This window comes from Dyella sp. A6 (genome assembly GCF_036320485.1).
Classification (GTDB): Bacteria; Pseudomonadota; Gammaproteobacteria; order Xanthomonadales; family Rhodanobacteraceae; genus Rhodanobacter_A; species Rhodanobacter_A aluminiiresistens.
The window spans coordinates 669,159-687,785 of record NZ_CP132911.1; the positions used below are offsets into that span (position 1 = coordinate 669,159).

At 65.4% G+C, this 18,627-nt stretch carries 14 protein-coding genes; 8 read left to right on the forward strand and 6 right to left on the reverse strand.

Annotated elements, in window-relative coordinates; genetic code table 11:
- Nucleotides 1-133: 133 nt before the first annotated feature.
- Nucleotides 134-2,134, forward strand: coding sequence for a transketolase (tkt, locus tag RA164_RS02745; RefSeq protein WP_329742448.1), 2,001 nt, complete (start codon nt 134-136; stop codon nt 2,132-2,134).
- 94 nt (nt 2,135-2,228) lie between these two features.
- Here tkt and RA164_RS02750 read toward each other — a convergent pair whose 3' ends face one another.
- From RA164_RS02750 to RA164_RS02760, 3 genes are all read right to left on the reverse strand, one after another.
- Nucleotides 2,229-2,645, reverse strand: a complete 417-nt coding sequence (locus tag RA164_RS02750; RefSeq protein WP_329742449.1) for a hypothetical protein — start codon at nt 2,643-2,645, stop codon at nt 2,229-2,231.
- A complete protein-coding gene (locus RA164_RS02755) occupies nt 2,642-3,112 on the reverse strand; it encodes an Mpo1 family 2-hydroxy fatty acid dioxygenase (RefSeq protein WP_329742450.1) in 471 nt (156 codons plus the stop codon). The genes RA164_RS02750 and RA164_RS02755 overlap by 4 nt, the downstream gene beginning before the upstream one ends.
- A 122-nt stretch (nt 3,113-3,234) precedes the next feature.
- Nucleotides 3,235-4,131 (reverse strand): phosphoribosylaminoimidazolesuccinocarboxamide synthase, encoded by an 897-nt coding sequence (locus tag RA164_RS02760; RefSeq protein ID WP_329742451.1) that lies wholly within the window; start codon nt 4,129-4,131, stop codon nt 3,235-3,237.
- Between the two features lie 121 nt (nt 4,132-4,252).
- On the opposite strand from RA164_RS02760, the gene RA164_RS02765 reads away from it, so the two are divergent.
- The 3 genes from RA164_RS02765 to rpe are packed head-to-tail and all read left to right on the forward strand — an operon-like array spanning nt 4,253 to nt 6,103.
- Nucleotides 4,253-4,567, forward strand: a complete 315-nt coding sequence (locus RA164_RS02765) for a c-type cytochrome (RefSeq protein ID WP_329742452.1) — start codon at nt 4,253-4,255, stop codon at nt 4,565-4,567.
- Complete coding sequence (djlA, locus tag RA164_RS02770; RefSeq protein ID WP_329742453.1) at nt 4,564-5,376, forward strand: co-chaperone DjlA; 813 nt, start codon at nt 4,564-4,566, stop codon at nt 5,374-5,376. The genes RA164_RS02765 and djlA overlap by 4 nt, the downstream gene beginning before the upstream one ends.
- Nucleotides 5,377-5,425: 49 nt before the next feature.
- Nucleotides 5,426-6,103 (forward strand): ribulose-phosphate 3-epimerase, encoded by a 678-nt coding sequence (gene rpe / locus RA164_RS02775; RefSeq protein ID WP_329742454.1) that lies wholly within the window; start codon nt 5,426-5,428, stop codon nt 6,101-6,103.
- Nucleotides 6,104-6,481: 378 nt separating this feature from the next.
- Here the strand turns inward: rpe and RA164_RS02780 are convergent, their stop codons facing one another.
- On the reverse strand, nt 6,482-7,927 hold the full coding sequence (locus RA164_RS02780; RefSeq protein ID WP_329743466.1) for an MFS transporter: 1,446 nt from the start codon (nt 7,925-7,927) through the stop codon (nt 6,482-6,484).
- Between the two features lie 395 nt (nt 7,928-8,322).
- Between RA164_RS02780 and clpB the strand changes: the two genes are divergently transcribed.
- Nucleotides 8,323-10,917 (forward strand): ATP-dependent chaperone ClpB, encoded by a 2,595-nt coding sequence (clpB, locus tag RA164_RS02785; protein ID WP_329742455.1) that lies wholly within the window; start codon nt 8,323-8,325, stop codon nt 10,915-10,917.
- 87 nt (nt 10,918-11,004) lie between these two features.
- Here the strand turns inward: clpB and ggt are convergent, their stop codons facing one another.
- Entirely contained in the window at nt 11,005-12,786 is a 1,782-nt protein-coding gene (ggt, locus tag RA164_RS02790; protein WP_329742456.1) for a gamma-glutamyltransferase, read from the reverse strand.
- Nucleotides 12,787-12,899: 113 nt separating this feature from the next.
- The gene (locus RA164_RS02795; protein WP_329742457.1) at nt 12,900-15,287 is read right to left on the reverse strand and encodes a TonB-dependent receptor plug domain-containing protein; all 2,388 of its coding nucleotides are present in this window, start codon (nt 15,285-15,287) and stop codon (nt 12,900-12,902) included.
- A gap of 281 nt (nt 15,288-15,568) precedes the next feature.
- Between RA164_RS02795 and RA164_RS02800 the strand changes: the two genes are divergently transcribed.
- The 3 genes from RA164_RS02800 (at nt 15,569) to RA164_RS02810 (ending at nt 18,606) form a co-directional block, all read left to right on the forward strand.
- Complete coding sequence (locus RA164_RS02800) at nt 15,569-15,913, forward strand: FmdB family zinc ribbon protein (RefSeq protein WP_329742458.1); 345 nt, start codon at nt 15,569-15,571, stop codon at nt 15,911-15,913.
- Nucleotides 15,914-16,025: 112 nt separating this feature from the next.
- Nucleotides 16,026-17,798 (forward strand): aspartate--tRNA ligase, encoded by a 1,773-nt coding sequence (gene aspS, locus RA164_RS02805; RefSeq protein ID WP_329742459.1) that lies wholly within the window; start codon nt 16,026-16,028, stop codon nt 17,796-17,798.
- A gap of 145 nt (nt 17,799-17,943) precedes the next feature.
- Entirely contained in the window at nt 17,944-18,606 is a 663-nt protein-coding gene (locus RA164_RS02810; RefSeq protein ID WP_329742460.1) for an alpha/beta fold hydrolase, read from the forward strand.
- The last annotated feature ends 21 nt before the right edge of the window (nt 18,607-18,627 follow it).

Genomic DNA, 18,627 nt, shown 5'->3' on the forward strand with positions numbered 1-18,627 from the left:
GGATGAGGCTGAAGGGTTTCAATACCGAACGGTATAGTATTAAGCGAGTATTAAGTCAGGCCGCCGGGGCGACAGTCCCGCGGTGATCGGCGACAATAGTGATTCCCCCATCCGCTTTTCCGGAGATCGACCGATGACCAGCCGCCGCGAACTCGCCAACGCCGTGCGCGCCCTTGCCATGGACGCCGTGGAACAGGCCAATTCCGGGCACCCGGGTATGCCGATGGGCATGGCCGACATTGCCGAGGTGCTGTGGAACGATTTCCACCAGCACAACCCGGTCAATCCGGCATGGTTCAACCGCGACCGCTTCATGCTGTCCAACGGTCACGGCTCGATGCTGCAGTACGCCCTGCTGCACCTGACCGGCTACGACCTGCCGATGAGCGAGATCAAGCGCTTCCGCCAGCTGCACTCGAAGACGCCGGGTCACCCCGAGGCGCACCACACCGTCGGCGTGGAGACCACGACCGGGCCGCTGGGGCAGGGCATCGCCAATGGCGTGGGCTTCGCGCTGGCCGAGAAGGTGCTGGGCGAGCGCTTCAACCGCCCCGGTTTCGACATCGTCGACCACCACACCTGGGTGTTCTGCGGCGACGGCTGCCTGATGGAAGGTATCTCGCAGGAAGCCATCTCGCTGGCCGGCACCTGGAAGCTGGGCAAGCTGGTCCTGATCTACGACGACAACAACATCTCCATCGATGGCGAGGTGCCGGGCTGGTTCACCGACGACACGGCGATGCGCTTCGAGGCCTGTGGCTGGCATGTCATCCGCGATGTGGACGGTCACGACCCGGACAAGATCAAGGCGGCGATCGCCGCGGCCAAGGCCGAGACCGGCAAGCCGTCGCTGGTGATGTGCAAGACCATCATCGGCTTCGGCTCGCCCAACAAGGAAGGCACCGAGGCCTGCCACGGCGCGGCGCTGGGCAAGAGCGAGGTCGCCGCGGCCCGCGACATGCTGGACTGGCGTTCGTCGCCGTTCGAGATCCCGGCCGAGATCTATGCCGGCTGGGATGCGAAGGACGCCGGTGCGAAGCGCGAGGCCGCATGGAACGCGCTGTTTGCCGACTACGCCAAGGCGCATCCGGACCTGGCGGCCGAGCTGCAGCGTCGCCTCGCCGGCGAGCTGCCGGCCGACTGGGCTGAAAAGTCGCAGGCGTGGGTCGAACAGATGCAGACCGAGGGACCGGACGTGGCCAGCCGCAAGGCGTCGCAGATGACGCTCAACGCGTTTGGTCCGCTGCTGCCCGAGCTGATCGGCGGTTCGGCCGACCTGGCCGGTTCCAACCTCACGATCTGGAAGGGCTCGATCAGCGTCACCGAAGCCAGCCCGGATGCCAACTACATCCATTCCGGCGTGCGCGAGTTCGCGATGACCGCGATCAGCACGGGCCTGGCGCTGCATGGCGGCTTCATCCCGTACGACGCGACCTTCCTGGTGTTTTCCGACTACGCGCGCAATGCAGTGCGCATGAGCGCGCTGATTCCGGTGCACTCGATCCACGTCTACACCCACGACTCGATCGGCCTGGGCGAGGACGGCCCGACCCATCAGCCGGTGGAACACATGGCCTCGCTGCGCTACATCCCGAACAACCGCCTGTGGCGCCCCTGCGATGCGGTGGAGTCGGCGGTCGCGTGGAAGGCGGCGATCGAGCGCAAGGACGGCCCGTCCTGCCTGGTGTTTTCGCGCCAGACGCTCAAGCACCAGCAGCGCAGCGCGCAGCAGCTGGCCGACATCACGCGCGGCGCCTACGTGCTCTCCGACCCGGCTGACACCAAGTTCAAGGCGGTACTGATCGCGACCGGCTCGGAAGTGGAACTGGCGATGGAGGCCGCGCGCACGCTGGCGCAGCAGAACCTGCCAGTCCGCGTAGTGTCGATGCCGTGCACCGAGACCTTCGACGCGCAGCCGCTGGAATACCGCGAAAGCGTGCTGCCGGACTGGTGCCGCGCCCGCGTCGCGGTGGAAGCGGGCTACGTCGACTTCTGGCGCAAGTACGTGGGGCTGGACGGTGAGGTGATCGGCATGAGCACCTTCGGCGCGTCGGCCCCGGCGAACCAGCTGTACGACTACTTCGGCATCACGGTGAGCCACGTGGTCGATGCGGTGAAGCGCGTCGCCGGCTGATCGCCGTCATCCGACCGCAAGAAGGGCTGCCGTTGGCAGCCCTTTTTCGTTGCGAGCACTTATCGTTGGCGCTTCGCCGGTGGATGCGCGGAACTCAGGTCACCCCGAGCGAGGTGGCGATGCCGAAGATGATCGCCATCACCACGGCGACTGCCAGGCAGGCGCTGGTCAGGCGGATGCGCCGCTTGTCGTAACGTGGAACCAGCCGCCACAGCAGCAGGGCCCCGACAAGCATTTCGATGACCAGCACCACGCGCAGCAGCCCTGACGCCAGCAGGCTGGTATAAGGCGGCGCCACGTGGCCTTCGCGAATGGCCACGCCAGCCACCAGCAGCACGCCCAGCAGCGTCCACAGCAGACAGGCGAGGTAAACCCGGTTGAATACCGGTGGTCCCTGCTCGCACCAGCGCAGCACGACCCAGGCGACCAATGCACAGAACAAGGCGCTGATGGAGCTGTACAGCACCCACCAGATCACGCTGCTGAGCAGGGCGAGCATCGATTCGGTCATGCGGATGCCTTGAAGCCGAGTTTGCGCAGCAGCTTTTCCATCAGCCATGCCGGACCGATCAGCAGGTACGACAGGTCGGTGAAAAAGCTGGGGCGGCGGCCCTCGAAGCGGTGGCCGATGAACTGCCCCACCCACGCGACCACGAAGACGCCGATGGCCAGGTAGCAAAGGTGCAGCGGGCCGAGCGAGCGGTACAGCAGGTGGGTGAGCAGACCGAGCAGGACGAGTGCGATCAGCAACGCGATGGCCAGCCGGTGCGAGCGCCGCCAGTACCAGTAGAACGCCAACACGATGGCCAGCACCGCCCAGGCCCCCGGCCTGGCGAAAGCGGCTGGCACCGGGATCGTCCACAGCAGGGCGATCACCGACCACACGATGGGCGGCACGCACAACCAGTGGAAGCGCTGGTTGACCGGGTTCCGGTGGTCGCTGCTATAGCTGTCGAGCCATTCCTGCATGCTGCGCATGGCTGCTCCTCACGAAGGTGGCGCCGTCAGTCGGGCGCTGCGACTGGATAGCAGGTTCGGCGCCTTGATGCCAGCGCGACCACGGCGGCAACTCGGCTTGCCGCCGTCGCGCGAGACAGGCGTCAGTCCAGCTCGATGCCGGCCAGCCGCTGCAGCGCCTCGGCATACTTGGCGCGGGTGCGTTCGATCACCTCGGCGGGAACCTTCGGTCCCGGTGCGGTCTTGTTCCAGTCCAGCGTCTCCAGATAGTCGCGCACGAACTGCTTGTCGTAGCTGGGCGGGCTGATGCCCACCTGGTACTGGTCGGCCGGCCAGTAGCGCGAAGAGTCGGGGGTGAGCATCTCGTCCATCACGTAGAGCTTGCCGTTCTCGTCGGTGCCGAACTCCAGCTTGGTGTCGGCCAGGATGATGCCTCGCTCCGCGGCGAACCCGGCGGCCCAGGTGTAGATGGCCAGGGTGGCGTCGCGCACTTGCCCGGCCAGTTCGCGACCGACGGCATCGACCACCGCATCGAAGCGGACGTTCTCGTCGTGGTCGCCCACGGCAGCCTTGGTGGACGGAGTGAAGATCGGTTCCGGCAGCTTGCCGGCCTGTTGCAGTCCGGTGGGAAGCTGGATGCCGCATACCGCACCGGTGGCCCGGTAGTCCTTCCAGCCCGAGCCGATCAGGTAACCGCGTGCGATGGCCTCCACCGGCACGGGCTTGAGCCGGCGCGTGACCACGGCGCGCTTCGCGTACAGCGCCGGATCGACGCCTGCCGGCAACACCTCGGCCAGCGGCACGTCGAGCAGGTGGTTGGGCATGAGGTGCGCGGTCTTGCCGAACCAAAAGTTGGAGATCTGGGTCAGCATCTCGCCCTTGCCCGGAATCGGGTCGGGTAGCACCACGTCGAACGCGGACAGGCGATCGGTGGCGACGATCAGCAGACGGTGGGCGTCCAGTGCGTAGACGTCGCGAACCTTGCCGCGATGGATCAGGTCGAGGCCGGGAAGGTCGGCTTGCAGCAAGGTCGTGGGCACGGGAACTCCGGGGACGGCATGGGTAGGCGTCTATTGTAGCGGTCAGGCGACTTCGGCGTAGCGCGCCCGGAGCGGCAATGGCACTGCTAGAATCGGCGCCTTTACCGCTTTGATCCTGCCGATGCGAACTGTATCCATCGTGGCCCTGGGGCTGGCGCTCGCGATGCCTGCCATGGCCACCCCTCCGGCGAAGCCGCTGCGTCTGGGCCTGTGCGCGGCCTGCCATGGCGAGCACGGTATCGCCCGTGTCCCCGGTGTGCCGAACCTGGCGGGTCAGAAGCTGGACTACCTGCGCAAGGCGCTCAAGGATTACCGCGATGGCAGCCGCGACGTGGCCGTCATGCGTGCGGCGATCGGTCCGCTCAGCGACGCGGAGCTGGACGCGCTGGCGCAGTGGTATAGCGCGCAGCCCGCGGGCGGGCCGAAGCAGCCATGAATTACACCTACACGCTGTGGTTCGCCCTGGCGGGATTGATGCTGGGGCATGGCTTCGCTGGTGCGGCGGTCGGCGGCATCATCGGCTTCGTCATGGACAATCTGCGCCTGAGCCAGCGCCGCAGCGCAAGTCCCGAGGCGGGCGGTTTCGTAGTGCCGTTGTTTTCCCTGCTGGGCGCAGTGGCGAAAGCGGACGGGCGCGTGTCCGAGGCCGAAATCGCCGTGGCCGAGCGGATGATGGCCCGCTGGAACCTTGACGGCGACCTGCGCAAGCGCGCGGTAGCGAGCTTCAATCGCGGCAAGCAACCGGATTTCGACGTGGCGCAGTCCATCGACGAGCTGCGTCGCTGGGCCGGGCTGCGCCGCGATCACGCGTTCTCGATGCTCGACGTGGTCATCGAGACCGTACTGGCCGAGGGCAATCCCGCGCCGGAAAAAATGGCCATCCTGCGCCAGCTGGCCTTCGCACTGCGCATCAGCGATATGGAGCTGATGGCACTGATGGCGATGAAGGGCTATGCATGGAATGCGGCTGCCGGCGGGGGCCAACGCGGCTACGGTCATGGCCCGGGCGGCGGTTATGTACCGCCCACGCGCAATACGCAGGGCCCCGATCCCTACGCGGTGCTCGGCATTGCCCGTGATGCGGACGACCGCGCGGTGAAGCGCGCGTACCGCAAGCTGATCTCCGAGCATCACCCGGACCGGCTGGGCGATCTGCCCGAGGAAATGCGCAAGCGCGCCGAGGTGCGGGCCAGCGAAATCAACGCGGCCTACGAGCGCATCAAGAGCGAGCGCGGCTTCAAGTAAGCCGGCGCCTTACACTAGACGCCCAGAGCTTTCATTCGCCGGAACCATCATGAGCAAACAGACGCCTGTCATCGCCCCTTCGATTCTCTCCGCCGACTTCGCCCGGCTGGGTGAGGACACCGCCGCCGTGCTGGCCGCGGGCGGCGACTGGGTGCATTTCGACGTGATGGACAACCATTACGTGCCCAACCTCACGATGGGACCGATGGTGCTGAAAGCACTGCGTGCCTATGGCGTCACCGCGCCGATCGACGTGCACCTGATGGTGAAGCCGGTCGACCGCATCGCGCCGGATTTTATCAAGGCGGGAGCCAGCCTGGTCAGCTTTCACCCGGAAGCCAGCGAGCACGTGGACCGCACCATCGGCCTGATCAGGGATGCCGGCTGCAAGGCGGGTCTGGTGTTCAATCCGGCCACCTCGCTGGACTGCCTCGATTACGTGCTCGACAAGCTGGACCTGGTGCTGATCATGTCGGTGAACCCGGGCTTCGGCGGACAGAAATTCATTCCGATGGCGCTGGAGAAGCTGCGCCGTGTGCGTCGCATGATCGACGAGCGAGGCCTGGATGTGCGCCTGGAAATCGACGGTGGCGTGAACGCGGAGAACATCGGCGCCATCGCAGCCGCCGGTGCTGACACCTTCGTGGCCGGCTCGGCCATCTTCGGCGCGGCGGACTATGCGACTGAAATCGTGGCCATGCGCGAGGCGATTGCGCGGGCCGGATAACGCACAAATAAAAATCCCGGCGCAGGGGGAAGACCGCGCCGGGACGAAGAGCGTCGACATCGGGACGCTTGAGGAGAGCACCATTGACAGGCGACGTGCGTCGTCACGGGCGGAGAGGCTCGGACCGTACGTACCGACGCATTCCACGGCCATGGAATGTGCCGCCTGTCGAAGGTTAAGACCGGGCGTTTTGCGATTGGTTCCCGGCCTTCGATGGATTGTGGCCGAATTTTCGTCCTTGTCCCGCTGCGATGCCCAAGCCTGTGAGACAGTCCCGCCTGCGCCTGTGATATCCGTCACGGCGAGCTGCCGGCGTTACGTCGATCGTGTGTTTCGAGCCGATATGCGGGCCGATGTGCGGGCCGATGTGCTGGCGGGTCAGGCCGCCTTGATCCGGACCCGCAAGGTGCACAGGCCAGCGGCGAACAGGCTGACGCCACCCACGACCAGGGCCCAGACCGGCTGATCGTGGAAGCAGCGCTTCAGCAGTTCGCCGAGCACGCTGGCAGCAACCAGTTGCGGGATCACGATGAAGAAATTGAAGATGCCCATGTACACGCCCATCTTCGCCGCGGGCAGATTGTCCGAGAGCATGGCGTAGGGCAGCGCCAGGATCGACGCCCAGGCGAAGCCCACGCCGACCATCGGCAGCAGCAGCCAGTGCGGATCGTGGATGAACAGGAACGAGACCAGTCCCGCGCCGCCCAGCCACAAGTTGACCAGGTGGCTCATGCGCAGGCCCCAGCGGCGCACCATCAGCGGGATGATCAGTGCCGCCAGTGCGGCGCAGGCGTTGTACATGGCCGACAGTACGCCGACCCAGTTCGCCGCCACGTTGAACAGCGCCGAGTGCGCGTCGGTGGTGCCGTACTGGACCTGCGCTACCGATGCGGTGGTGTAGATCCACATCGCGAACATGGCGAACCACGAGAACAGCTGCACCCAGGACAGCTGGCGCATGGCGGCCGGCATCTGGTGCAGGTCACCCAGCACGTCGCCCAGCAGGCCACGCTTTTCCGCCAGCGCGGGGCGCAGCTTCAACGCGGCTTCGTAACCGATCAGCAGCAGGCCGTAGGCAGCCAGGCCCGCGGCCAGCAGGTACATCTCCTGGCGCAGGTGGAAGTGTTCGATCAGCAAGGCGACCACGATGCCTGCGGCCAGCCAGGCACTGCCGTTGCGCCAGATGCCGCGCAGCTCGGGCAGGTGCTTTTCCTGTGGCTCGGGTTCAAAGCTGCGTAGCTGCTCGGGCGGATATTCACGCGTGGTGAAAATCGTCCACAGCACGGCGCCCAGCAGGGCCGCGCCGCCTGCGTAGAAGGCATATTTCACCGTGTCGGGAATGCCGCCGTCCGGCGAGACGTTGCTGACTCCCAGGTGCGCAAGAATCCACGGCAGCATCGATGCGATCACCGCACCGGTGCCGATGAAAAAACTTTGCAGCAGATACCCACGCGGACGCTGGCTGACCGGCAACTGGTCGGCGACGAAGGCACGGAACGGCTCCATCGCGATATTGAAGGTCGCGTCCATCAGCCACAGCAGCATCGCCGCCACCCACAGCATGCCGGCATTCGGCATCCCCAGTAGGGCCAGCGTGGCCAGCAGGGCGCCGGCCAGGAAGTACGGGCGTCGGCGCCCCAGCCGGGTCCAGGTGCGGTCCGAATAGTGACCGATGATCGGCTGCACGATCAGGCCGGTCAGTGGCGCCGCGATCCACAGCACCGGGATCTGCTCCAGCGATGCGCCCAGCGTCTGGAAGATGCGGCTGACGTTGGCGGTCTGCAGGGCAAAGCCGAACTGGATGCCGAGGAAACCGAAACACATGTTCCAGATCTGCCAGAACGACAGCTCGGGCTTCGCGCGCACGGCACTGGGGGCGGTCGTATTCAATCGGTCGTCTCCTGGTCGGCGGCAGGCCGGTTACACGGTGATCCGCCCTAGGCTAGGCCGCATCGCGGTGCAGCAACCAGCACCTGCATACGTATTCATGACCGGAGACGAATATCGCCGGTTATAGCGAGTGGCCTCGCAAAGATCCATGGCTGCCGATGGCGCGGGCATGCGGCGCGGCCGGCCCGTACCTGCCTGCCCGACACGGTCGCCGAAGAACCCGGGTCTTGACAGATCCACGTCAATAAGCGTGCTTGAATCGTTGGCTACAGTCCGCATTTCAACGGACAGTGGCGGCCATGCCGCCAAATCTTTTGCGGGGACTAACGATGCGAATGGACAAACTCACCTCGCGTTTCCAGCAGGCGCTGGCGGACGCGCAGTCGCTGGCCGTGGGTCGCGACAACAACATGCTGGAACCGGTCCATGTGATGGCCGCGCTGCTGGCCCAGCAGGGTGGTTCGACCGCGCCACTGCTGGCGCAGGCGAAGGTCAACGTGCCGATGCTGCAGCAGCGGATCAACGAGCAACTGGATCGCCTGCCGCGGGTCAGTGGCCAGGAAGGCAACATCAACCTGGGCAACGACCTCAGCCGTTTGTTGAACCTCACCGACAAGCTGGCTCAGCAGCGCGGCGACCAGTTCATCGCCAGCGAGCTGTTCGTGCTGGCGGCGCTGGAGGACAAGGGCGAGCTGGGCCAGGCCCTGAAAGCCGCCGGTGCCACCAAGGCACAGCTGGAGGCAGCGATCGACAAGGTTCGCGGCGGCGAAAAGGTGCAGAGCGAGAACGCCGAGGACCAGCGCCAGGCGCTGGAGAAATACTGCGTCGACCTGACCGCGCGCGCCGAGTCGGGCAAGCTCGACCCAGTGATCGGCCGTGACGAGGAGATCCGCCGTACCATCCAGGTGCTGCAGCGGCGTACCAAGAACAATCCGGTGCTGATCGGTGAGCCGGGCGTGGGCAAGACTGCCATCGTCGAGGGCCTCGCCCAGCGCATCGTCAAGGGCGAAGTGCCCGAAGGCCTGCGCGATCGTCGCGTGCTGGCGCTGGACATGGGCGCGCTGATCGCCGGTGCCAAGTTCCGCGGCGAATTCGAGGAGCGCCTGAAGGCGGTGCTTAACGACCTGGCCAAGAACGAGGGCCAGATCATCCTGTTCATCGACGAGCTGCACACCATGGTCGGTGCCGGCAAGGCGGATGGCGCGATGGATGCCGGCAACATGCTCAAGCCCGCGCTGGCACGAGGCGAGCTGCACTGCATCGGCGCCACCACGCTGGACGAGTACCGCCAGTACATCGAAAAGGACGCCGCACTGGAGCGCCGCTTCCAGAAGGTGTTCGTGGGCGAGCCCTCGGTGGAGGACACCATCGCGATCCTGCGCGGGCTGAAAGAGCGCTACGCGGTACATCATGGCGTGGAGATCACCGACCCGGCCATCGTCGCCGCCGCCACGCTGTCCAACCGCTACATCGCCGACCGCCAGCTGCCGGACAAGGCGATCGACCTGATGGACGAAGCCGCGTCGCGCATCCGCATGGAGATCGATTCTAAGCCGGAAGAGCTGGACCGGCTCGAGCGTCGGTTGATCCAGCTGAAGATCCAGCGCGAGATGCTGAAGAAGGAAACCGACGAGGCATCCCGGAAGCGCCTGGCTGATCTGGAGGCCGACATCGAGAAGCTGGAGCGCGAGTTTTCCGACCTCAACGAGATCTGGAAGTCGGAGAAGGCTGCCCTGCAGGGCGCGACCAAGATCAAGGAGCAGATCGAGCAGGTGCGTCAGGAGCTGGAGTCCGCACAGCGTCGCCAGGACTACGCCAAGATGAGCGAGCTCCAGTACGGCAGGTTGCCGGAGCTGGAAAAGCAGCTGGTCGCGGCGCAGGCGGCCGAGCAGACCGGCGACTTCAAGCTGGTGCAGACCAGGGTCACCGCCGAGGAGATCGCCGAGGTGGTCTCGCGCTGGACCGGCATTCCGGTCAGCAAGATGCTGGAAGGCGAGCGCGAGAAGCTGCTGCACATGGAAGACGAGCTGCACAAGCGCGTGGTGGGTCAGGACGAGGCCGTGAAGGCGGTTTCCGACGCGATCCGCCGTTCGCGCGCGGGCCTGTCCGATCCGAACCGGCCGAACGGTTCGTTCCTGTTCCTTGGCCCCACCGGTGTCGGCAAGACCGAGCTGTGCAAGGCGCTGGCCGAGTTCATGTTCGACACCACCGATGCGATGGTGCGCATCGACATGAGCGAGTTCATGGAAAAGCATTCGGTGAGCCGGCTGGTCGGCGCACCTCCGGGGTACGTGGGCTACGAGGAAGGCGGCTACCTGACCGAGGCGGTTCGTCGCCGGCCGTACAGCGTAATCCTGCTGGACGAGGTGGAGAAGGCGCACCCGGACGTCTTCAACATCCTGCTGCAGGTGCTGGACGACGGTCGTCTGACCGACGGCCAGGGGCGCACCGTGGACTTCCGCAACACCGTGGTGGTGATGACGTCCAACCTTGGCTCCAACCTGATCCAGGACATGGCTGGCGACAGTGGCGACAGCGAGGCCGAGTACACCAAGATGAAGGCCTCGGTGCTGGGTGTGGTGCAGAACCACTTCCGGCCCGAGTTCATCAACCGGCTGGACGAGCTGGTGGTGTTCCGTCCGCTGGACAAGGCGCAGATCCGCGCCATTGCGAAGATCCAGCTGGCCTACCTGGAGAAGCGGCTGGCCGAGCGCGAGCTGAAGCTGGAGGTGGGCGACGATGCGTTGACCCTGCTGGGCAACGTGGGCTTCGACCCGGTGTACGGCGCACGGCCGCTGAAGCGGGCGATCCAGCAGCAGCTGGAAAATCCGCTGGCGAAGCAGATTCTGGAAGGACGCTTCGCGCCGGGCCATACCATCGTGGTGGGCGCCGACGGCGGACAGCTGGTATTCCGCATGCACTGAAGGGCGGCGCGCCTGGCGCGCTCCGGTCCCTGACACGGCAACGGCCGGCCCGATCGCTCGGGCCGGCCGTTGTGTTTCAGCCTTGCATCAGTAGCCGGCGGCCAGGCCGGCGGGGCGGCGACGGTCGTTGGCACCTTCGAGCATGCCGGTCTTCGGGTTGACCAGGATGGCCTCATCGGCACCCCAGGAACGCACCTGCTTGAAGGTGTATCCCATGGCCTCCAGCTGCTTCTGCGCGGCGGACGACAGCAGCCCGGGCTCGACGAAGACCTGGTCCGGATACCACTGCTCGTGCAGGCGCGGCGCGTCCACGGCCTGCTGCACGTTCATGCCGAACTCGGCCACGTTGAGGAAGCTTTCCAGCGTGGTCGAGATGATGGTCGAGCCACCGGGACTGCCGGTCACCATGTACAGCTTGTGATGCGGACCACGCAGCACCAGGCTGGGCGACATCGAGCTCAGCGGCCGCTTGCCGGGTTCGATCTGGTTGATCTTGCCCTGCACCAGACCGAACGAGTTGGGCACGCCCGGCTTGGAGGTGAAGTCGTCCATCTCGTTGTTGAGGAAGAAGCCAGTGTTGCCGGCAATCTGCCCGACGCCGAACAGGTAGTTGATGGTGTAGGTGATGCTGACCGCATTGCCGCGACGGTCGACGATGGAGAACTGGGTGGTGTTGGTGCCTTCCACCGCACCCAGGCTACCCTTGATCTCGGACGACGGCGTGGCCTTGTCCGGCTGGATGGTGGCGCGCATCTTGGCCACGTGTTCCGGGGCCAGCAGCTTGTCGATCGGGTTGTGCACGAAAGCGGGATCGCCGAGGTAGGTATTGCGGTCGGCAAAGGCACGCCGTTCGGCCTCGACCATGTAGTGCACGCTCTTGACCGAACCGTAGCCCCACTTCGACAGCGGGTACGGCTTGAGGATCTGCAGCACCTGGCAGATGGTGGTGCCGCCTGAGCTGGGTGGCGGTGCGGACACGTAGGTGTAGCCGTGATACTCGCAGGTGATCGGCTTGTCCCATTTCACCGTGTAGTCGGCAAAGTCCTTCAGCGACAGGATGCCGCCGTTCTTGTCGCTGGCGGCGACGATCTGCCGGGCGATGGGGCCGTCGTAGAAGGCGCGCGTACCGTCCTTCGAGATCAGCGCCAGGGTCTTGGCCAGCTGCGGCTGGCGCAGGCGGTCGCCGGGCACGTAGGGCTTGCCGTGGTTGAGGAAGATCGCGGCGACGTTCGGGTACTTGGCGAAGTCCTTCACGCGCTCGTTGAGGATGTTGACGTCCCCCTGTTCCAGCACATAGCCGTCACGGGCGAGCTTGATCGCGGGCGCCATCACCTTGCTGAGCGGCATCGTGCCGTAGGTCTTCAGCGCGGTATCCAGGCCCATCACCGTGCCCGGCACGCCGATGCCGAGATAGGTGCCGGTGCTCTTGCCCGGGATCACGTTGCCCTTGGCGTCCTGGTACATGCTTGGAGATGCCTTCAGCGGCGCCTTCTCGCGGAAATCGAGGAAGACGTTCTTGCCGTCGGCCAGGTGCAGCACCATGAAGCCGCCGCCGCCGATGTTGCCGCAGCAGGGGTGCACCACGGCCAGTGCGTAGCCTACGGCCACGGCGGCATCGACCGCATTGCCGCCCTGCTTGAGGATGTCCACACCGACCTGGGTGGCCAGGTGCTGCGCGGTGACTACCATGCCGTGCTTCGCCGTGACCGGTTTGACGCCGGCCAGGGCCGCCATGGTGGTGCCATGGGCGGTGGCATCGAGTGCTTGCTGGGGAATGGACGATGACGCTGCCTTCTGCGGCGCGGCTTGCACGTAGGGTGCTGCCGCCAGCAGGGTCAGGGCCGCCCATGCGAGAAATGTCTTTTGCATGTGTCCTGCCTTGGGGGTTGTTCGGGGGTGACGCGCGATTGTCTATGCGCGTTGCCGTGTCCATGGGAGCGTCCGCGTACGCGGACGCTCCCACGATGCTCGTTGGCGAGCGTTTACCAGTGGTAGGCCACGGTACCGTAATAGTAGGCGCCACTGAAGCCGAACGGCGAGGAGTTCGGGTACGCCAGGATGCCGTGATAGTTGTTGTGGCTGATCACTTTCTCCGGATAGGCGTTGTTGATGTCGTTGCCGCCCACCGTGAACGACCAGCTGTTCCAGCGGTAGCTGACGCTGGCATCCAGCACGAAACGTGCACCGTAGGTCTGGTCGTAGTTGGGGCTGCTCGAGCTGAGGTCGGTCCACTGGCCGTAGCGGGTCAGCTGACCATGCACGGTCCAGTTGCTGATGTCCCAGTTCGCGGCGACGAAGGCCTTGGTGCGCGGGCTACCCTTGGTGATGCGGCCCTGTTCGGCGCGGTCGATCACCGGCAGGGTCAAACCAGCCAGACCAAGCTGTGCCGGGTTGGGTTCGATGTACAGCAGGTCCGTCTTGTTGTAGTTGAGGCCGCCGGTGAACTTCAGCGTGGAATCCTGCAGCTGCAACGGATAGGTGGAGACCAGATCGACGCCACGGGTGCGCGTGTTGACTGCATTGGTGAAGAAGCGGCCGCCACTGACGTACGGGATGCCCACCGAGGTCAGGTAGTCCTGCACGGCGGTACCGGTCAGGTTGCCGCTGAGGATGATGCGGTGATCGATGGTGATCTGGTACAGGTCCAGGGTGGTGTACAGCCCATTGGTCGGGGTGAGCACGAGGCCGACGGTGAAGTTGCGCGATTTTTCGGGCTTCAGCGGCTGTGCGCCCAGGGCCTTGGCGGCCGGGTTGTCCACCGGGAAGGTGCGGATGGTGTAAGGCACACCGTTGATGAAGTTGATCGCGGTGCTGGAGTAATACTCCTGCTGCAGCGAGGGCGCGCGGAAACCGTTCGACGCGGTGGCGCGCAGGGCGATCGTGTCGTTGAAGGCATAGCGGCCGGACAGCTTGGCCGAGTTGGTGCTGCCGAAGTCGCTGTAGTGCTCGTTGCGCACGGCGAACCCGGCCGAGAGCTTGTCGGTCAGGTCGCTTTCCAGGTCGAGGTACACGGCGCGGCTGTGACGCGCGTGCTTGCCGGCGTCGCTGGGCTGGTAACCCGGGTACACCTGGGCGCCGGCACCCGCATAGGAGGCGGCATCGCCCTGCTTGATCTCGAACTGTTCGTGGCTGTAGTTCAGGCCCCATGCCACGGTCAGGCCGTTCTTGAACAGGCTCGGGTAGAAGTCCTTGCTGAAGTCGGCGCTGAGGATGTTCTGGCGGTTGCTCAGCGTGCCGATGTAGAAGCGTGTCGGCGAGGTGCTGCCCAGCGAGTAGTTGAAGGTGTTGCTGGTGATCAGCTTCCAGTGGTTGCCGCCGGTGTTGGCGCTGACGTCGTAGTTCCATCCGCCCACCTTGCCGCGCAGGCCGATCACTTCCGAATCATCGCGGATAGCGCTGTTTTCCATCGGCAGGTAGCCGTCCGGGTAGACAGCTGCAGCGGCCGGCGACGAGTTCTTGTACTGCGACAGCGAACGGAAGAAGCCGCCTGCGGAGACGTCGCGCTTGTTGAACAGGCTGAACGCATACAGCTCCACGTTGGGCGTGAAGTCGTACTGCAGGTTGATCGCCGCCTGCTTGGCGCGCGTGGTCGGCAGACCATAGTGGAAGGTGGTCTGGTTGTAGGTGGGGTCGGCGGGATAGCGGATGTCCGGGCCGGCACGGTTGGTGGCGTCCTGGTGCGTGGCGTCCACGCTCAGATGCACCCAGCCCTTGGAGCCCAGCGCGAAGCCGCCGTCAGCGCCACCTTGCCAGGTGGTGCCGTCACCACGGGTGTACTGGCCGCCGGTGACGCTGGCGGAGCCGCCCGTGGCGCCGTGCTTGAGGATGATGTTGATCACGCCGGCGATGGCGTCGGAGCCGTACTGGGCGGCTGCACCGTCGCGCAGCACTTCGATGTGATCGATGGCGTTGATCGGAATGGCGTTGAGGTCGACCGGCGAGGAGCCGCGGCCGAGCGAGCCGTTGACGTTGACGATAGCGGTGGTGTGCTGGCGCTTGCCGTCGATGAGCACAAGGGTTTCATCGGGCGACAGGCCGCGCAACTGCGCCGGCTGGGTGGCATCGGTGGCATCCGTCACTGACGGCTGGGGAAAATTGAACGAGGGCAGCAGCGTGCGCAGCGCGGTGGAAAGATTCGGGGCGCCGGTGTCCACCAGGTCTTTCGGGGTCAGCACATCGATCGGCGACAGCGACGTGGATTCGGTGCGATCGAAAGCGCGCGTGCCGGTGACCACGACGGTCTGCAGGCTCTTGGCTTTCTTGGCCGAAGGCATGGATTGTTGTGCCTGGGCGTTCGCAGTGGCCGCAAGGGCCAGCAGCAGGGCGGCCGGGAGCAGGGCGACAGGTAGTTTGCGGTTTAGTCGATGCATGGTGACTCCGTTGTTATTATGCTGCTTTGCAGCAAAACGAGGCTAAGTGACAACTGCCTTTGCGTCAATGGATGTCTAGACGTCGATACGCCTAAGTCCCTTTTTCTGAATTTCCCCTAGGTCGAGGGTGCATTGCGTCTGTCTGATAACCCTCGATTTGCAGGCTACTCCCGATACGCGGCGATGCCAAACATTTTTTTTACATCTTGTTGAAATCTGCGTGATGATTTCGATAATGCGCGGGCCTGCACGATGATGTGGCGGGTACTCAGGAGCAGTCGATGCCTATCTATGAATTCGAATGTGCCCACTGCGGGCATCGTTTTGACCGGTTGCAGAAGCTGTCGGACCCCGATCCGGAGATCTGTCCGTCCTGCGGCGCACCCCAGGTCCAGCGCCGGTTGAGCGCGCCATCGTTCCGTCTGGCCGGTAGTGGTTGGTACGAAACCGACTTCAAGAAGGACGGCGACAAGAAGCGCAACCTGGTCGACGGCAGCGGAACCGGCGAGTCGGACAGCAAGGCTGCGGAAGCTCCAGCGCCGGCACCATCCCCTGCGCCGGCACCTGCGTCGACACCGGCACCGGCACCGGCACCGGCCGCGAAGCCGTCGGGCGAGAGCAGCTGAGATCGGCTCCGGGTCGCGCGGCAGCGGCCCGGAAGCTATGCCCGCACGTGATACCATTTCCGGTCTTGTCCACTGTCTTCAATGCCGCGGCCGCGGCCGGAGTTTCAAGCGCATGCGCACGCATTACTGCGGTCTCATCGACGAGTCCCTGGTTGGCCAGAACGTCACCCTGTGCGGTTGGGTCAACAAGACCCGTCTGCAGAGCCACGTTGCCTTCATCGACCTGCGTGACCACGAGGGCCTGGCCCAGGTGGTGGTCGAGCGCGAGAACGCCGACGCCTTCGCGGTGGCGGGCGAGGTCGGTTACGAGTACTGCCTGCGCGTCACCGGCACGATCCGCCAGCGCCTGTCGATCAACGACAAGCTGAAGACCGGCACGGTCGAGCTGCTGGCCGAGACGGTCGAGGTGCTCAACGCGGCGAAGGACCTGCCGTTCGCGCTGCACGAGAACCCGAACGAGGACATGCGGATGACCTACCGCTACCTCGATCTGCGCCGCCCCGAGATGCAGGCGATGATGCGCAAGCGGATCAAGCTGGTGCAGGCGCTGCGCCGTTATCTGGACGAGCGCGGCTTCCAGGACATCGAGACGCCGATCCTGACCAAGGCTACGCCGGAAGGTGCGCGCGACTACCTGGTGCCCAGCCGCGTGCATCCGGGCCAGTTCTATGCGCTGCCGCAGTCGCCGCAGCTGTTCAAGCAGATCCTGATGATGGCCGGCTTCGACCGCTACTACCAGATCGCGCGCTGCTTCCGCGACGAGGACCTGCGCGCCGACCGCCAGCCGGAATTCACCCAGCTCGACCTGGAATTCGCCTTTGTCGAAGAGCAGGACGTGCAGGACTTCGTGGAGGAACTGATCCGCCACGTGTTCCGCGAAGTGCAGGGCGTCGAGCTGGATGCCAGCTTCCCGCGGATGACCTGGGCCGAGGCGATGCGCCGCTTCGGTTCCGACAAGCCGGACCTGCGTATCGCGCTGGAACTGGTCGACGTGGCCGAGGCGCTGAAGCATGTCGAGTTCAAGGTGTTCGCCGAGCCGGCCAACGACCCGGCCGGTCGCGTTGCCGCGCTGCGCGTGCCCGAGGCTGCGTCGCTGAGCCGCAAGGAGATCGACGGGCTGACCGAGTTCGTCGCCAAGTACGGTGCCAAGGGCCTGGCCTGGATCAAGGTCGAGGACCTGGCCAAGGGCCGCGAAGGGGTGAACTCGCCGGTGGCGAAGTTCCTCGACGACGCGGCGCTTGACGCCGTGCTCAAGGCCACGGGTGCGCAGTCCGGCGACATCATCTTCGTCGGTGCCGGCAAGTGGAAGACGGTCACCGACTTCATGGGCGCGCTGCGCCTGAAACTCGGCAAGGACCGCGGTCTGGTCGAGAACAGCTGGAAGCCGCTGTGGGTCACCGACTTCCCGATGTTCGAGTACGACGAGGACGAACAGCGTTTCGTCGCCCTGCATCATCCGTTCACCGCGCCCAAGGTCGACGACATCGCCGATCTCAAGGCGAATGCGGCGACGGCCGTGAGCCGCGGCTACGACATGGTGCTCAACGGCAATGAGATCGGCGGCGGTTCGATCCGTATCCACCGGCCGGAGATGCAGAGCGCGGTGTTCGAACTGCTCGGCATCGGTGCGGAAGAGGCCGAAATGAAATTCGGCTTCCTGCTCAAGGCACTGAAGCTCGGCGCGCCGCCGCACGGTGGCCTGGCCTTCGGTATCGACCGCATTGCCGCACTGATGGCCGGGACCGAGTCGATCCGCGATGTGATCGCCTTCCCCAAGACCACCAGCGCGCAGGACCTGATGACCGACGCGCCCTCGCCGGTGAGCCTGGCGCAGCTGAAGGAGCTGCATGTGGCGGTTGCCGCCGATGCCGCCGGGGAATCCTGATTCGGACCATTCCGCTGTGGCGTGTGATGTGGTCGACCCGTTACATCGCCGTCGCGAACCCGCGTTCACACGGGCTGTCGCATGATCGTTGCCTGACGACGGACTGCGATGTCCGGGGCTTGGACATAGCGGAACACGCGAGACGATGACCGAACACATCATCCTGCTGCACGGCCTGTGGATGCGCGGCTTCGCGTTGGGAGTGCTGCACCGGCGCCTGATCGAAGAGGGCTACCGCGTGCATCGCTTCGATTACATGAGCGTTGCCGCCACCCAGGAGCATATTCTCAAGCGCCTGCGCGCGCAGATGATGGACTGCGGTCCCGATCCGGTGCACCTGGTGGGGCACAGTCTCGGCGGTCTGCTGGCCCTGCAGGTGTGCGCGGACGATACCGGCTTGCCGCCGGGGCGCATTGTCTGCCTGGGGTCGCCGCTCAAGGGCAGTGCCTCGGCGCGCCGCTTTGCCGAACTCGGACGGGGCGGCGAGGCCCTGCTGGGCCATAACCGGACATTGCTCGAACATGGCTTTGAACGCTGGGACGGTCCACGCGAACTGGGCGTGATCGCCGGGCGGACCCGGGTGGGGCTGGGCGCGGTGCTCGGCCAGGTGGCGGGGGAGCACGACGGCACCGTGGCGGTGGACGAGACCCGCCTGCCGGGCATCAGCGACCATTGCGTGGTCGAGGCCACGCATACCGGCCTGCTGTTTTCGCAGGAAGTGGCCCATCGGGTGGCCGGATTTCTCCGGGACGGACGCTTCGATAGCATGGCGGCGGCACCGCGGTTTGCAGGCCGACCGGCCGATTGAAGTAAAATCCCGCGCTTGTCC

Bases quoted from the DNA above. Each gene is read 5' to 3' on its own strand.
- RA164_RS02800 (WP_329742458.1), top strand. From the start codon at position 15,569: ATGCCTATCTATGAATTCGAATGTGCCCACTGCGGGCATCGTTTTGAC.
- RA164_RS02765 (WP_329742452.1), top strand. From the start codon at position 4,253: ATGCGAACTGTATCCATCGTGGCCCTGGGGCTGGCGCTCGCGATGCCT.
- RA164_RS02810 (WP_329742460.1), top strand. From the start codon at position 17,944: ATGACCGAACACATCATCCTGCTGCACGGCCTGTGGATGCGCGGCTTC.
- RA164_RS02795 (WP_329742457.1), bottom strand. From the start codon at position 15,287: ATGCATCGACTAAACCGCAAACTACCTGTCGCCCTGCTCCCGGCCGCC.
- RA164_RS02755 (WP_329742450.1), bottom strand. From the start codon at position 3,112: ATGCGCAGCATGCAGGAATGGCTCGACAGCTATAGCAGCGACCACCGG.
- djlA (WP_329742453.1), top strand. From the start codon at position 4,564: ATGAATTACACCTACACGCTGTGGTTCGCCCTGGCGGGATTGATGCTG.
- rpe (WP_329742454.1), top strand. From the start codon at position 5,426: ATGAGCAAACAGACGCCTGTCATCGCCCCTTCGATTCTCTCCGCCGAC.
- RA164_RS02780 (WP_329743466.1), bottom strand. From the start codon at position 7,927: ATGTGTTTCGGTTTCCTCGGCATCCAGTTCGGCTTTGCCCTGCAGACC.
- RA164_RS02750 (WP_329742449.1), bottom strand. From the start codon at position 2,645: ATGACCGAATCGATGCTCGCCCTGCTCAGCAGCGTGATCTGGTGGGTG.
- ggt (WP_329742456.1), bottom strand. From the start codon at position 12,786: ATGCAAAAGACATTTCTCGCATGGGCGGCCCTGACCCTGCTGGCGGCA.
- clpB (WP_329742455.1), top strand. From the start codon at position 8,323: ATGCGAATGGACAAACTCACCTCGCGTTTCCAGCAGGCGCTGGCGGAC.
- aspS (WP_329742459.1), top strand. From the start codon at position 16,026: ATGCGCACGCATTACTGCGGTCTCATCGACGAGTCCCTGGTTGGCCAG.
- tkt (WP_329742448.1), top strand. From the start codon at position 134: ATGACCAGCCGCCGCGAACTCGCCAACGCCGTGCGCGCCCTTGCCATG.